Below are 15,699 nucleotides of genomic sequence, written 5' to 3'. Positions count from 1 at the left end.
CGTACACGTACACGACGCTTCACCAAAAAAAAGCCCAAGCGGAGTACCACAGATGGCGTTTTTCACCGCAGCCAGCAAGGCCGACTTCCAGCATCAACTGCAAGCGGCCCTGGCGCAGCACATCAGCGAACAGTCCCTGCCACAAGTGGCGCTGTTCGCTGAGCAGTTCTTCGGCATCATCTCTCTGGACGAACTCACCCAGCGTCGGCTGTCCGACCTGGCCGGCTGCACCCTTTCTGCCTGGCGCACCATCGAGCGCTTCGACTCGGCCACCCCGCTGGTGCGGGTCTACAACCCGGACTACGAGCGCCATGGCTGGCAGTCCACGCACACCGTGGTCGAAGTTCTGCATGACGACCTGCCATTTCTGGTCGACTCGGTGCGTACCGAGCTCAACCGCCGCGGCTACAGCATCCACACCCTGCAGACCACCGTGCTCAGCACCCGGCGTGGGGCCAAGGGCGAACTGCTCGAACTGCTGCCCAAGGGCACCCAGGGTGAAGGCGTCAATCACGAATCGCTGATGTACCTGGAGATCGACCGCTGCGCCAACGCTGCCGAGCTGACCAGCCTGACCCGCGAGCTGGAGCTGGTACTGGCCGATGTGCGCGTGGTGGTGGCCGACTTCGAGCCGATGAAGGCCAAGGTCCGCGACCTGCTGGCGCTGGTGGGCGAGAACGCCTTCGGGCCGGCGCAGCATGACAAGGCCGAGGTGCAGAGCTTCCTCACCTGGCTGCTGGACAACCACTTCACCTTTCTCGGCTATGAGGAATTCGTGGTCGAGACCGACGCCGCCGGCGGCAGCCTGGCGTATGACGAATCCTCGTTCCTCGGCCTGCCGCGCGTGCTGCGCACTGGCCTGAGCAGCGACGACCTGCGCATCGAGGACTACGCCGTCAGCTACCTGCGCGAGCCGCGCCTGCTGTCGTTCGCCAAGGCCTCGCAGCCGAGCCGCGTACACCGCCCGGCCTATCCGGACTACGTGTCGATCCGTCAGATCGATGCCGACGGCAAGGTCCTCAAGGAATGCCGCTTCATGGGCCTGTACACCTCCACGGTGTACGGCGAGAGCGTCTATACCATTCCGTACATTCGCGAAAAGGTCGCCGAAGTGGAGCGTCGCTCGCACTTCGACCCCAAGGCGCACCTGGGCAAGGAGCTGACCCAGGTCCTGGAAGTGCTGCCGCGCGACGACCTGTTCCAGACCCCGATCGACGAGCTGTTCAGCACCGCGATGTCGATCGTGCAGATCCAGGAGCGCAACAAGATCCGCGTGTTCCTGCGCAAAGACCCCTACGGCCGCTTCTGCTACTGCCTGGCCTACGTGCCGCGTGAGGTCTATTCCACCGAAGTGCGCCAGAAGATCCAGCAGGTGCTGATGGAGCGCCTGAAGGCCTCGGACTGCGAGTTCTGGACCTTCTTCTCCGAATCGGTGCTGGCGCGGGTGCAACTGATTCTGCGGGTCGATCCGAAGAACCGCATCGACATCGATCCGCAGCAACTGGAAAACGAAGTGATCCAGGCCTGCCGCTCGTGGCAGGACGACTATTCGGCGCTGGTGGTGGACAACTTCGGCGAAGCCCAGGGCACCAACATCCTGGCCGATTTCCCGAAAGGCTTCCCGGCCGGTTACCGCGAGCGCTTCGCCGCGCACTCGGCGGTGGTCGACATGCAGCACGTGCTGGCGTTGTCCGAGGCCAAGCCCCTGGCCATGAGCTTCTACCAGCCGCTCACCCAGATCGGTGAGCGTCAGTTGCACTGCAAGCTGTACCACGCCGACACGCCGCTGGCACTGTCCGACGTGCTGCCGATCCTGGAGAACCTAGGCCTGCGCGTGCTCGGCGAGTTCCCGTATCGGCTGCGTCATGCCAATGGCCGCGAGTTCTGGATTCACGACTTCGCCTTCACCTACAGCGAAGGGCTGAGCCTGGACCTGCAGCAGCTCAACGACACCCTGCAGGACGCCTTCATCCATATCGTCCAGGGCGAAGCCGAGAACGACGCGTTCAACCGCCTGGTGCTCACCGCTGGCCTGCCGTGGCGCGACGTGGCGCTGCTGCGCGCGTATGCCCGCTACATGAAGCAGATCCGTCTGGGCTTCGACCTGGGCTACATCGCCAGCACCCTGAACAACCACACCGACATCGCCCGCGAGCTCACCCGGCTGTTCAAGACCCGCTTCTACCTGGCGCGCAAGCTCGGCCAGGATGACCTGGACGACAAGCAGCAGCGTCTGGAACAGGCGATTCTCAGCGCGCTGGACGACGTTCAGGTGCTCAACGAAGACCGCATCCTGCGTCGCTACCTGGACCTGATCAAGGCCACCTTGCGCACCAACTTCTACCAGACCGACAGCAACGGTCAGAGCAAGGGCTACTTCAGTTTCAAGTTCAACCCACGGCTGATCCCCGAGCTGCCCAAGCCCGTACCCAAGTTCGAGATCTTCGTGTACTCGCCACGGGTCGAAGGCGTGCACCTGCGCTTCGGCAACGTCGCCCGCGGTGGCCTGCGCTGGTCGGACCGCGAGGAAGACTACCGCACCGAAGTGCTCGGCCTGGTCAAGGCCCAGCAGGTGAAGAACTCGGTGATCGTGCCGGTCGGCGCCAAGGGCGGCTTCCTGCCGCGTCGCCTGCCCTTGGGCGGCGGGCGCGACGAGATCGCCGCCGAGGGCATCGCCTGCTACCGCATCTTCATCAGCGGCCTGCTCGACATCACCGACAACCTCAAGGACGGCGGCGTGGTGCCGCCGGTCAACGTGGTGCGTCACGATGAGGACGACCCTTACCTGGTGGTGGCGGCGGACAAAGGCACCGCAACCTTCTCCGATATCGCCAACGGCATCGCCAACGACTATGGTTTCTGGCTCGGCGATGCCTTCGCCTCCGGAGGCTCGGCCGGCTACGACCACAAAGGCATGGGCATCACCGCACGTGGCGCCTGGGTCGGCGTGCAGCGCCACTTCCGCGAGCGCGGTATCAATGTGCAGGAAGACCCGATCACCGTGGTCGGCATCGGCGACATGGCCGGCGACGTGTTCGGCAACGGCCTGCTGATGTCGGACAAGCTGCAACTGGTGGCCGCGTTCAACCACCTGCACATCTTCGTCGATCCGAATCCGGATCCGGCCAGCAGCTTCGTCGAGCGCAAGCGCCTGTTCGAACTGCCGCGTTCGGCCTGGACTGACTACGACACCACGCTGATGTCCGAAGGCGGCGGTATCTTCCCGCGTAGTGCCAAGAGCATCGCCATCAGCCCACAGATGAAGGCGCGCTTCGCCATCGAAGCCGACCGCCTGACCCCGACCGAACTGCTGCACGCGCTGCTGCAGGCCCCGGTCGATCTGCTGTGGAACGGGGGTATCGGCACCTACGTCAAGGCCAGCAGCGAAAGCCACGCCGACGTCGGCGACAAAGCCAACGATGCCCTGCGGGTGAACGGCAACGAGCTGCGCTGCAAGGTGGTGGGCGAGGGCGGCAACCTGGGCATGACCCAGCTCGGCCGCGTCGAATTCGGCCTGCACGGCGGCGCCACCAACACCGACTTCATCGACAACGCCGGTGGTGTGGACTGCTCCGACCACGAGGTCAACATCAAGATCCTGCTCAACGAAGTGGTGCAGGCCGGCGACATGACCGAGAAGCAGCGCAACCAGCTGCTGGGCAGCATGACCGAGGAAGTCTCGGCCCTGGTGCTGGGCAACAACTACAAGCAGACCCAGGCGCTGTCGCTCGCTGCCCGTCGCGCCCGCGAGCGGATCGCCGAGTACAAACGCCTGATGGCCGATCTGGAATCGCGTGGCAAGCTCGATCGCGCCATCGAGTTCCTGCCCAGCGAAGACCTGCTGGCCGAGCGTCTGGCCGCCGGCCACGGCCTGACCCGTGCCGAGCTGTCGGTGCTGATCTCCTACAGCAAGATCGACCTCAAGGAGCAACTGCTCAAGTCCGAGGTGCCGGACGACGAGTACCTGACCCGCGACATGGAAACCGCGTTCCCGCCGTCGCTGGTCAGCAAATTCGCCGAGGCCATGCGCCGTCACCGCCTCAAGCGCGAGATCGTCAGCAACCAGATCGCCAACGACCTGGTCAACAACATGGGCATCACCTTCGTGCAGCGCCTGAAGGAGTCCACTGGCATGAGCCCGGCCAATGTCGCCGGTGCCTACGTGATCGTGCGCGATATCTTCCACCTGCCGCACTGGTTCCGTCAGATCGAGGCACTGGATTACCAGGTCCCGGCCGACATCCAGCTGACCCTGATGGATGAGCTGATGCGTCTGGGCCGTCGCGCCACCCGCTGGTTCCTGCGCAGCCGCCGCAACGAGCAGGACGCTGGCCGCGACACGGCGCACTTCGGGCCGAAGATCGCGCAGTTGGGGCTCAAGCTCGACGAACTGCTGGAAGGTCCGACCCGCGAGCGCTGGCAGACGCGCTACCAGAGCTTCGTCGAAGCGGGCGTGCCGGAGTTGCTGGCGCGCATGGTGGCCGGCACCACGCACCTGTACACCCTGCTGCCGATCATCGAGGCCTCGGACGTCACCGGCCACGATCCGGCCCAGGTGGCCAAGGCGTTCTTCGCCGTGGGCAGCGCGCTGGACCTGACCTGGTACTTGCAGGAGATCAGCAACCTGCCGGTGGAGAACAACTGGCAGGCCCTGGCCCGCGAGGCGTTCCGCGACGACATCGACCTGCAGCAGCGCGCGATCACCATTTCCGTGCTGCAGATGGCCGATGCCCCGGACGACATGGATGCCCGCGTGGCCCTGTGGGCCGAGCAGCACCGGGTGATGGTCGAGCGCTGGCGCGCCATGCTCGACGACCTGCGCAATGCCAGCGGCACCGACTATGCGATGTACGCGGTGGCCAACCGCGAGCTGGTCGACCTGGCGCTGAGCGGGCAGGCGGTGGTGATTCCGTCCTGAGTCTTGCGCTGAAATGAAAAGCCCCGGCAGCGATGCCGGGGCTTTTTTTGTCTGTCTTCGACGGCCTGGTGGTGGGCCGTTACGGGTGTTACTTGAACCGTCTTTCCACCCCTTTCTCCACCAGGATCTTCGCCGAAATCTCTTCCACCGAGAAATGCGTGGAATTGATGTGGGGGATGTTCTCGCGGCGGAACAGGTTCTCCACTTCGCGCACCTCGAACTCGCACTGGGCAAAGCTCGAATAACGGCTGTTGGGTTTGCGCTCGTGGCGGATGGCGGTGAGGCGGTCGGCGTCGATGGTCAGGCCGAACAGCTTGTTATGGTGCTTTTTCAGCACCGGCGGCAGTTGCAGGCGTTCCATGTCGTCTTCGGTCAACGGGTAGTTGGCGGCGCGAATGCCGAACTGCATGGCCATGTACAAACACGTCGGCGTTTTGCCACATCGCGACACGCCCACCAATATCAGGTCGGCTTTGTCGTAATAATGGGTGCGCGCGCCGTCGTCGTTGTCCAGGGCGAAGTTCACCGCCTCGATCCGCTCCATGTAGTTGGAGTTGCCGCCAATGGAATGCGACTTGCCCACCGAATAAGACGAGTGGGCGGTCAACTCCTGTTCCAGCGGCGACAGGAAGGTGGAGAAGATGTCGATCATGAAGCCATTGGAGGTGGCCATGACTTCGCGGATGTCCTGGTTGACGATGGTGTCGAAGATGATCGGACGGACGCCGTCGCGCTCGGCCGCTGCATTGATCTGCTGGACCATGGCGTGGGCCTTGTCGAGCGTATCGATGTAGGGACGGGTGAATTTGGCGAAGGGGATGGTATCGAACTGCGCCAGCAGACTTTGGCCCAGTGTTTCGGCCGTGATGCCGGTACCGTCGGAGATGAAGAACGCGGATCGTTTCATTTGCGCCAAGGGCCTTAAGCTGCCGAATGTTTCTGGATATGATAGGTTCGGTTTGCCGAACGCGGACGTTCGGCATTCTCACTTATTTTCCAGGTCCAGGCCACAAGCGTCCCGGCCCAGCCGCAACCCCGACAGGCGGGCGCCCTTGAGCTTTTCCAACACAGTCAGTGGAGAGATCACCTTGGTAGAGTACGTAGTTTCCCTCGATAAGCTCGGCGTCCATGATGTGGAGCATGTGGGGGGCAAGAACGCATCCCTGGGCGAGATGATCAGTAATCTTGCAGGTGCCGGCGTTTCGGTGCCGGGCGGCTTTGCCACTACGGCTCAGGCGTACCGTGATTTTCTCGAGCAAAGTGGCCTGAACGAGCGCATCCATGCCGCGCTCGATGCCTTGGATGTGGACGACGTCAACGCCCTGGCCAAGACCGGTGCGCAGATCCGTCAGTGGGTGATGGACGCGCAGTTCCCGGCGCGCCTGGATGCCGAAATTCGTACGGCCTTCGCCGAAATGGCTGCCGGCAACGACAACATGGCCGTCGCCGTGCGGTCCTCGGCCACGGCCGAAGACCTCCCGGACGCTTCGTTCGCCGGTCAGCAGGAAACCTTCCTCAACATTCGTGGCGTCGACAACGTGATCCGCGCGGCCAAGGAAGTGTTCGCCTCGCTGTTCAACGACCGCGCCATCGCCTATCGCGTACACCAGGGCTTCGACCACAAGCTGGTGGCTCTGTCGGCCGGCGTGCAGCGCATGGTGCGTTCGGAAACCGGCACCGCTGGCGTGATGTTCACCCTGGACACCGAATCGGGCTTCCGCGACGTGGTGTTCATCACCGGCGCCTATGGCCTGGGCGAAACCGTGGTGCAGGGCGCGGTCAACCCTGACGAATTCTACGTGCACAAGAACACCTTGCAGGCTGGCCGCCCGGCCATTCTGCGCCGCAACCTGGGCAGCAAGGCGATCAAGATGGTCTATGGCGACGAAGCCAAGGCCGGTCGCTCGGTCAAGACGGTCGAGGTCGATCGCGCCGAGCGTGCGCGCTTCTGCCTGAGCGACGACGAAGTCAACGAGCTGGCCAAGCAGGCCATGATCATCGAGCAGCACTACCAGCGCCCGATGGACATCGAGTGGGCCAAGGACGGTGACGACGGCAAGCTGTACATCGTCCAGGCCCGCCCGGAAACGGTGAAGAGCCGCGCCAGCGCCAATGTCATGGAACGCTACCTGCTCAAGGAAAAGGGCACGGTATTGGTCGAAGGCCGCGCCATCGGCCAGCGCATCGGCGCCGGCAAGGTGCGCGTGATCCGTGATGTGTCGGAGATGGACAAGGTTCAGCCCGGCGACGTGCTGGTCTCGGACATGACCGACCCGGATTGGGAGCCGGTGATGAAGCGCGCCAGCGCCATCGTCACCAACCGCGGCGGTCGTACCTGCCACGCCGCGATCATCGCCCGTGAGCTGGGCATTCCGGCCGTGGTCGGTTGCGGCAATGCGACGCAACTGCTCAAGGACGGTCAGGGCGTGACCGTGTCCTGCGCCGAGGGCGACACCGGCTTCATTTTCGAAGGCGAACTGGGCTTCGACGTCAAGCAGAATTCTGTGGACGCCATGCCGGAACTGCCGTTCAAGATCATGATGAACGTCGGCAACCCTGACCGTGCCTTCGACTTCGCTCAGTTGCCCAACGCCGGTGTCGGCCTGGCGCGCCTGGAATTCATCATCAACCGCATGATCGGCGTGCACCCCAAGGCGCTGCTGAACTATGCCGGCTTGCCGCCGGAGCTCAAGGACAGCGTCGACAAGCGCATCGCCGGCTACAACGACCCGGTCGAGTTCTATGTCGAGAAGCTGGTCGAAGGCATCAGCACCCTGGCGGCAGCCTTCTCGCCGAAAAAGGTCATCGTGCGTCTGTCGGACTTCAAGTCCAACGAATACGCCAACCTGATCGGCGGCAAGCTGTACGAGCCGGAAGAAGAGAACCCGATGCTGGGCTTCCGCGGGGCGTCGCGCTACATCAGCGAGTCGTTCCGTGACTGCTTCGAGCTCGAATGCCGTGCGCTCAAGCGTGTGCGCAATGAGATGGGGCTGACCAACGTCGAGATCATGGTGCCGTTCGTGCGTACCTTGGGCGAAGCCAGCCAAGTGGTCGATCTGCTGGCCGAGAATGGCCTGGCCCGTGGCTACAATGGCCTGCGCGTGATCATGATGTGCGAGCTGCCGTCCAACGCCATTCTCGCCGAGGAGTTCCTCGAGTACTTCGACGGCTTCTCGATCGGCTCCAACGACCTGACCCAGCTCACCTTGGGCCTGGACCGCGACTCCGGCATCATCGCCCACCTGTTCGACGAGCGTAATCCGGCGGTCAAGAAGCTGCTGGCCAATGCCATTGCCGCCTGCAACAAGGCCGGCAAGTACATCGGCATCTGCGGTCAGGGCCCTTCGGACCACCCGGATCTGGCCAAGTGGCTGATGCAGCAAGGCATCGAAAGCGTGTCGCTGAACCCGGACTCGGTGCTCGAAACCTGGTTCTTCCTGGCCGAGGGCCAGGGCGCAGCCTGATGCGTTCAATGCGGGGCGCACGTCGATGCGCCTCGCGTTCGTGTTTTCTTCGCGGGTAAATCGCTGCGGCGAGCCGCCGCCTTTTCTAGTGAGAGCGGCCGTTCGCCGCAGCGATTTACCCGCGAGTACGCTGGAGCCGACGTTCAGCGTGGCCAGCGCCCGCCCATTCCGTATTCCTTTCTCATTGCCGTGAATTCATGCAAAGCAGCAGTACTCTTTTTCCCGTGGCCCTGCTCAGTGCCGAGCGCCGTGGCGACCTCAGCGAAGACGTCTACCGAATAAAAGCCGGCAACAGCCCGGACCCCAGCGTGGAGCTGGCCGTGACCCGTCTGGGTCTGGCCGATCAGCCCGCTGAACGAGCGGTGCCGGTGATCCTCCTGCATGGCAGCTTTTCCAACCGCCGTTTCTGGTATTCCCCCAAAGGCATTGGCCTGGGAGCGTTCCTGGCGCGGGCGGGCTTCGACGTATGGATCCCGGAGATGCGCGGCCATGGCCTGTCGCCGCGCAATCGTCAATGGCGCGCCAACGGCGTGGCCGACTACGCGCGTTTCGATCTGCCGGTGATCGGCACGTTCGTACAGGAGTTGACGGGACAGGCGCCGCACTGGGTCGGGCATTCCCTGGGCGGCACCACGCTGGTTGCCGCCTTGGGCGGTGGCTACCTGGACCCGAATAGCGTCGCCAGCGTGGCGCTGTTCGGGACCCAGGTCACTCGCCGCTACTGGCCTCTGAAGTTGCCGCCGGTGGTGTGGGGCGCGCGCCTGCTGCTCAAGCGCTTTGCCCAACTGTCGGGGCCCAGGCTCAAGCGTGGCCCGGAGGACGAGCCGATCGGCCTGGCCTTGGAGTGGTTGCGTTGGCAGGGGTTGTTCGGCCGCTTCGGGGTCAAGGACCGTGACTGGTGGGCAGGGCTGGCCGAGGTGCGAGTACCGCTGTTGGCCGTGGCAGCGGTGGCCGATACCCAGGATCCGCTGTGGGCCTGCCGCGCGCTGTTCGAGCAGTGGGGCGATGCGCGCAAGCGATTCCTGCGCCTGGGGCGCGAGGACGGCTTCGAGGCATTCGGGCATGTGGACATGCTGGTGAGCAAAGCCGCTCAGGACCAGGTGTGGCCGCAGGTCGAGCGCTGGCTGGCGCAGGCGCAGAGCACGCCACACGCCGCGGCGACTGACTACCCAGTCTCGGATGACTGCACGGCCTCGGAGGGTGTAGCCTTGCCCGACACCCGCCTTCGTTGTGACTGACAGGAGTTTCCCATGCAGCATTACGTAACCCCCGACCTGTGCGATGCCTATGCAGACCGGGTCCAAGTGCTCGAGCCGATGTTCAGCAACTTCGGTGGCCGCGACTCGTTCGGTGGGCAGATCGTCACCATCAAGTGCTTCGAGGACAATTCCCTGGTCCGCGAGCAGGTCGAGCTCGACGGCACCGGCAAAGTGCTGGTGGTCGACGGCGGTGGTTCGCTGCGCCGCGCCTTGCTCGGCGACATGCTCGCCGAAAAAGCCGCCAAGCACGGTTGGGAAGGGCTGGTGATCTACGGATGCGTGCGTGACGTCGATGTTTTGGCGCAGACCAACGTCGGCGTGCAGGCCCTGGCCAGTCATCCGATGAAGACCGACAAGCGCGGTATCGGCGACCTGAACGTCCCGGTCACCTTCGCCGGTGTCACCTTCCGTCCCGGCGAATACGTCTACGCCGACAATAATGGCGTGATCGTCTCGCCCAGCCCGCTGAGCCAACCGCAGTGACGCGCCGCGGGCGCTGATGGAGCATCGATGTTCGAGGAAGACAATGCGCAGTGGGGCCTGGTGCATGCCCTGGTGCTCGACGGTAAGGGCGGCGCCCGTGCGATCGCCCGTACCGAGTTGGACAGCCTGCAGTTGCAGGATCATGAAAGCCTTTGGTTGCACTGGGATCGCAGTCACCCGCAGACCCGCACCTGGCTGCTGCACGACAGCGGCCTGAGCGAGTTTGCCTGCGAGCTGCTGCTGGAGGAAAATACCCGTCCGCGCCTGCTGCCGCTGTCCAATGAGCAGATGTTGCTGTTTCTGCGCGGGGTCAATCTCAATCCGGGGGCCGAGCCGGAAGACATGGTGTCGGTGCGTATCTTTGCCGAAGCCCGGCGCATCATTTCGCTGCGCCTGCGGCCGCTACGGGCCAGCGACGAGATCCTGCAGCAACTGGGCGAGGGCCGGGGACCGAAGTCGGCGTCGGAGCTGCTGCTGCTGATGGGCGAGTTGCTGACGGAAAAGGTCCAGGCGCTGGTCAGCGACTTGTCGGAAGCAGTCGATCTCGAAGAAGAGAAGGTGGAATCCGACGAGCGGTATAGCCCAGCCCAAGGCAGTCTCCAGCAGATCCGCCGCCGTGCCGCTGGCCTGCGGCGTTTTCTCGCGCCCCAGCGAGACATCTACGCCCAGCTGTCGCGGCATAAGTGGAGTTGGTTCGCCGAAGTCGATTCCGACTACTGGAACGAGCTCAACAACAGCCTGATTCGCTACCTGGAGGAATTGGAGCTGGCCCGCGAGCGCGCGGCGCTGGTGCTCGAGGGCGAGGACCGGCGGCGCAGCGAACTGATGAACCGAACCATGTACCGCTTCGGCATCATCACCTGCATCTTCCTGCCCATGAGCTTCATCACCGGTCTGCTCGGTATCAACGTCGGCGGCATCCCCGGGGCAAGCAACCCCTATGGATTCCTCGTGGCCTGCCTGGTGGTGCTGGCGCTGGCCGTGGGGCAGTGGTGGTTGTTCAGGCGCTTGCGCTGGGTGTGAGGCGATCCATGCTACTGCTCTCTTATTTTGAAACAGTCGTGCCACCTTTCGGTGTGACCTGCGCAGCAGAGCCCTCGTCTTTGACTGACATCACGCGAGGTGCCCATGCACGATCCGTTTGAAGAATCCCTGCGCGACCTGCTCAAGGCGTCGCCGTCCGGCCAGGATCGCGACGACGATGCCTGCCTGGGTCGGGTGCTCAAGACCGCCAACCGCCAGGTGGGCGCGGGCGATCTGTTCAGCTTGCTGGGCCGTTGGAGCCAGGCGCTGCTGATCGCTGTCAACAATGGCTCGGCGCATGTGGCGCCGGTGCGCCGTACCTCTGCCGCTGGCAGACCGCAAGCTGATAAGGCCGAATGAATATGGAACTCGATCTCTGGACCCAGAGCCTGGTTACCGCCATGACTGCACTATGGACCAAGGTGGCGAACTTCATCCCCAACTTGTTCGGTGCGCTGGTGGTGGTGCTGCTGGGCTTCGTGGTAGCCAAGCTGCTCGACACCTTGCTGTCTAAATTGCTCGCCAAGTTCGGTCTGGACCGCTTGATGAGCGGCACTGGCCTGACCAAGATGCTCAGCCGAGTCGGCATTCAGGTGCCGATCTCGACCCTCATCGGCAAGATTGTCTATTGGTTCATCCTGCTGATTTTCCTGGTGTCGGCTGCCGAATCGCTCGGCCTCGAGCGGGTGTCGGCCACCCTCGACATGCTCGCCCTCTACCTGCCGAAGGTCTTCGGCGCGGCGCTAGTGCTACTGGCCGGGGTGCTGCTGGCGCAACTGGTCAATGGCCTGGTCCGCGGCGCGGCCGAAGGCATCGGGCTGGAGTACGCGGCGGGTGTCGGACGCATCGCCCAGGGACTGGTCATCATCATCTCGATTTCGGTGGCTATCAGCCAGTTGGAGGTCAAGACCGACCTGCTCAATCATGTGATCGTGATCGGCTTGATTACCGTTGGTCTGGCCGTTGCATTGGCAATGGGCCTGGGCAGCCGCGAAATCGCCGGGCAGATTCTGGCCGGCATTTATGTACGCGAACTCTACCAAGTGGGCCAGCACGTGCGTGTTGGCGAGGTCGAAGGCCACATCGAGGCCATCGGAACAGTCAAGACCACACTGATGACCGATGAGGGTGAATGGGTGTCGCTGTCGAACCGAGAACTGCTCGAGCAGCGCGTCAGTAGCCGCTAACGGCACAAAAGCTGTTAATGTATGCCGCCGCTGAAATCCGCCTCCGGGCCTTGCGGCGACATTGACCTGACTGTCGGCCAGATCCGTTTTGAATACAGTGCACACGCCGCCCATGCGTTACGACCCCCGCGACCTCACTGACGAGGAACTGGTAGCGCGTTCGCATGAAGAATTGTTTCACGTTACCCGCGCCTATGAGGAACTCATGCGGCGCTACCAGCGGACCCTGTTCAACGTCTGTTCGCGTTATCTGGGGAACGACCGCGATGCCGACGATGTCTGTCAGGAAGTCATGCTGAAGGTGCTGTACGGCCTGAAGAATTTCGAGGGCAAGTCCAAGTTCAAGACTTGGCTGTACAGCATCACGTACAACGAATGCATCACCCAGTACCGCAAGGAGCGACGCAAGCGCCGATTGATGGATGCCTTGAGCCTGGACCCCATTGAAGAGGCGTCCGAGGACAAGGCACCGAAAGCGGAAGAAAAGGGTGGTTTGGATAAGTGGCTGGTGCATGTGAACCCGATCGATCGGGAAATTCTGGTGCTGCGCTTCGTGGCTGAACTGGAGTTCCAGGAGATCGCAGACATCATGCACATGGGCCTGAGCGCCACGAAAATGCGCTATAAGCGTGCGCTCGACAAGCTTCGTGAGAAATTTGCAGACTCGGCTGAAACTTAGTCCTACGCAAATGGCTCAAACGAATCGGCAAGGTCTGCTAGACTTGCCGTCGAGTTGTCCCGCGGCTATTGGTGGGACGGCTTAACTATCACTAGATGGGGATTTAACGGATGAAATTGAAAAACACCTTGGGCTTGGCCATTGGTTCGCTCGTAGCCGCCACCTCGATTGGCGCTATGGCACAAGGCCAAGGCGCCGTCGAAACCGAGATCTTCTACAAGAAGGAGTTCTTCGACAGCCAGCGCGACTACAAAAACGACGGCAACCTGTTCGGCGGTTCGATCGGTTACTTCCTGACCGACGACGTTGAACTGCGTCTGGGCTACGACGAAGTTCACAACGCTCGTGGCGACGACGGCAAGAACATCAAGGGCTCGAACACCGCTCTTGACGCCGTTTACCACTTCAACAACCCGTACGACGCCATCCGTCCGTACGTGTCGGCCGGTTTCTCCCACCAGTCGATCGGCCAGAGCTTCCGTGGCGGTCGTGACCACTCCACCTTCGCCAACATCGGCGCTGGCGCCAAGTGGTACATCACCGACATGTTCTACGCCCGTGCTGGCGTTGAAGCCCAGTACAACATCGACAAAGGTGACACCGAGTGGGCACCAAGCGTTGGTGTTGGCCTGAACTTCGGCGGTAGCCCGAAGCAGACCGCAGCCCCTGCGCCTGCTCCAGTTGCTGAAGTCTGCACCGACAGCGACAACGACGGCGTCTGCGACAACGTCGACAAGTGCCCAGACACCCCGGCCAACGTCACCGTTGACGCCGACGGCTGCCCGGCTGCCGCTGAAAACGTCCGCGTTGAGCTGGACGTGAAGTTCGACTTCGACAAGTCGGTCGTCAAGCCTAACAGCTACGGCGACATCAAGAACCTGGCTGACTTCATGAAGCAGTACCCACAAACCACCACCGTGGTTGAAGGTCACACTGACTCCGTAGGTCCAGACGCTTACAACCAGAAGCTGTCCGAGCGTCGCGCCAATGCTGTCAAGCAAGTTCTGACCCAGCAGTACGGCATCGAATCCAACCGTGTTGACTCGGTTGGCTACGGTGAGACCCGTCCGGTTGCCGACAACGCCACCGAAGCTGGTCGCGCTATCAACCGTCGCGTTGAAGCTCAAGTAGAAGCCCAAGCCAAGTAATTGGTCTGACGCTTCCTGAAAAACCCGGCTTCGGCCGGGTTTTTCTTTGCCTGCGATTCTTGGTCCGCGCAGCGTTGCAAAGGCCTGTTGCGCAGGCGACCCGGTAGCTATAATTGCCGACTCACTCATCCCCGAGTTTTGCCCGCCCATGTATACCCTGGCCCGCCAGTTGCTGTTCAAGCTCTCCCCGGAATCCTCCCATGACCTGTCTCTGGACCTGATCGGTGCAGGGGGGCGTCTTGGCCTCAACGGTGTGCTGTGCAAGCGTCCGGCATCGCTGCCGGTGACCGTCATGGGCTTGAACTTCGCCAACCCGGTGGGGTTGGCAGCAGGGCTGGACAAGAACGGTACGGCTATCGATGGTTTTGCGCAGTTGGGCTTCGGCTTCGTCGAAATCGGTACCGTAACCCCACGTCCTCAGCCAGGTAACCCAAAGCCGCGTTTGTTCCGCCTGCCCGAAGCCACGGCCATCATCAACCGCATGGGTTTCAACAACCTGGGGGTAGATCATCTGCTCTCGCGGGTGCTCGCAGCGCGCTATGAGGGTGTTTTGGGTATCAACATAGGCAAGAACTTCGACACCCCAGTCGAGTGCGCCCAGGACGACTACCTGATCTGCCTGGAGAAGGTCTACTCACACGCCAGCTACATCACCGTCAATGTCAGCTCACCCAACACCCCAGGCCTGCGCACCCTGCAGTTCGGCGACTCACTCAAGCAACTGCTCGATGCATTGGCTGAGCGTCGTGAGCGACTGGCGGCCGAGCAGGGCAAGCGCGTGCCGTTGGCGATCAAGATCGCACCGGATATGAGCGATGAAGAAACCGCACTGGTGGCCGCTGCGCTGATCGAGTCGGGCATGGATGCGGTGATTGCCACCAACACCACGCTCAGCCGGGAAGGAGTGGAAAGATTGCCGTTCGCTGGGGAGGCCGGCGGTTTGTCCGGAGCACCCGTGCTGGAAAAGAGCACGCATATCGTCAAGGTGCTGGCTGGTGAACTGGGTGGCAAGCTGCCAATCATTGCGGCGGGTGGAATCACCGAGGGCCATCATGCGGCGCAGAAGATAGCCGCAGGAGCGAGCTTGGTGCAGATCTACTCGGGCTTCATCTACAAAGGCCCTGCGCTGATTCGCGAGGCGGTCGATGCCATTGCGGCAATGCCCCGCTAGCGCCTTCCCATGAAAGATGGGCCCCGTGAAGGGGCCCTTGGGCACTAGCCCGTCGTCCGAGTGGGACGTTCATGGTGAATCGAATTCAGTAACCTCGTTCAGCCAACGGCGTGATTTTCGTTGAGTCTGTGGATGCCAGCAGTGCCGGTCATGCCGTCCCAGTTGTCGCCGCGACCCTCACGCCAGCCGTTGATCCAGGCCTGGCGAACCGAAGGCAGGCTGAAGGGGCAAAGTTCGCGGGATTTTCCGGTGACTCCATACTGGTAGCCACGTGAATATGCTCTTTCCAACGGATCACGCTTAAGTCTTCTCATAGGGTGTTGCCCTCACTTGTTGACTGTAATGTCCCGTCGGCCTCTCTGAGGCC

12 protein-coding genes are annotated in these 15,699 nt (G+C 62.6%); 10 read left to right on the top strand and 2 right to left on the bottom strand.

What is annotated here, in order from left to right; all coding sequences use genetic code 11:
* Positions 1–52 precede the first annotated feature (52 nt).
* A complete protein-coding gene (locus tag ACK2SD_RS16755) occupies positions 53–4,918 on the top strand; it encodes an NAD-glutamate dehydrogenase (protein WP_412460365.1) in 4,866 nt (1,621 codons plus the stop codon).
* Between the two features lie 88 nt (positions 4,919–5,006).
* Here ACK2SD_RS16755 and ACK2SD_RS16750 read toward each other — a convergent pair whose 3' ends face one another.
* Positions 5,007–5,825, bottom strand: coding sequence for a pyruvate, water dikinase regulatory protein (locus tag ACK2SD_RS16750; RefSeq protein ID WP_029613993.1), 819 nt, complete (start codon positions 5,823–5,825; stop codon positions 5,007–5,009).
* Between the two features lie 181 nt (positions 5,826–6,006).
* Here ACK2SD_RS16750 and ppsA point away from each other — a divergent pair, with 181 nt between their 5' ends.
* From ppsA to ACK2SD_RS16705, 9 genes are all read left to right on the top strand, one after another.
* Entirely contained in the window at positions 6,007–8,382 is a 2,376-nt protein-coding gene (ppsA, locus tag ACK2SD_RS16745; RefSeq protein WP_412460364.1) for a phosphoenolpyruvate synthase, read from the top strand.
* 197 nt (positions 8,383–8,579) lie between these two features.
* Positions 8,580–9,620, top strand: coding sequence for an alpha/beta fold hydrolase (locus ACK2SD_RS16740; protein WP_412460363.1), 1,041 nt, complete (start codon positions 8,580–8,582; stop codon positions 9,618–9,620).
* 12 nt (positions 9,621–9,632) lie between these two features.
* Positions 9,633–10,124 carry a ribonuclease E activity regulator RraA gene (gene rraA, locus ACK2SD_RS16735; RefSeq protein WP_029613991.1) on the top strand — a complete coding sequence of 164 codons (492 nt, stop codon included), beginning with the start codon at positions 9,633–9,635 and terminating at the stop codon, positions 10,122–10,124.
* Between the two features lie 27 nt (positions 10,125–10,151).
* Complete coding sequence (locus tag ACK2SD_RS16730; RefSeq protein WP_412460362.1) at positions 10,152–11,147, top strand: zinc transporter ZntB; 996 nt, start codon at positions 10,152–10,154, stop codon at positions 11,145–11,147.
* 105 nt (positions 11,148–11,252) lie between these two features.
* On the top strand, positions 11,253–11,507 hold the full coding sequence (locus tag ACK2SD_RS16725) for a hypothetical protein (protein WP_039576500.1): 255 nt from the start codon (positions 11,253–11,255) through the stop codon (positions 11,505–11,507).
* 2 nt (positions 11,508–11,509) lie between these two features.
* Positions 11,510–12,334 (top strand): mechanosensitive ion channel family protein, encoded by an 825-nt coding sequence (locus ACK2SD_RS16720; protein WP_029613988.1) that lies wholly within the window; start codon positions 11,510–11,512, stop codon positions 12,332–12,334.
* 112 nt (positions 12,335–12,446) lie between these two features.
* The gene (sigX, locus tag ACK2SD_RS16715) at positions 12,447–13,013 is read left to right on the top strand and encodes an RNA polymerase sigma factor SigX (RefSeq protein WP_342649281.1); all 567 of its coding nucleotides are present in this window, start codon (positions 12,447–12,449) and stop codon (positions 13,011–13,013) included.
* A 110-nt stretch (positions 13,014–13,123) separates the two neighbouring features.
* Entirely contained in the window at positions 13,124–14,161 is a 1,038-nt protein-coding gene (locus tag ACK2SD_RS16710; RefSeq protein ID WP_039576502.1) for an OmpA family protein, read from the top strand.
* A gap of 148 nt (positions 14,162–14,309) precedes the next feature.
* Positions 14,310–15,332 (top strand): quinone-dependent dihydroorotate dehydrogenase, encoded by a 1,023-nt coding sequence (locus ACK2SD_RS16705; protein WP_412460361.1) that lies wholly within the window; start codon positions 14,310–14,312, stop codon positions 15,330–15,332.
* Between the two features lie 98 nt (positions 15,333–15,430).
* On the opposite strand, the gene rmf is transcribed toward ACK2SD_RS16705, so the two are convergent.
* Positions 15,431–15,646, bottom strand: coding sequence for a ribosome modulation factor (gene rmf / locus ACK2SD_RS16700; protein WP_080754714.1), 216 nt, complete (start codon positions 15,644–15,646; stop codon positions 15,431–15,433).
* Positions 15,647–15,699 lie beyond the last annotated feature (53 nt).

Source organism: Pseudomonas sp. SC11, assembly GCF_047039205.1.
Taxonomy (GTDB): domain Bacteria; phylum Pseudomonadota; class Gammaproteobacteria; order Pseudomonadales; family Pseudomonadaceae; genus Aquipseudomonas; species Aquipseudomonas boreofloridensis.
This window is presented reverse-complemented; position numbering and strand designations above follow the sequence as displayed.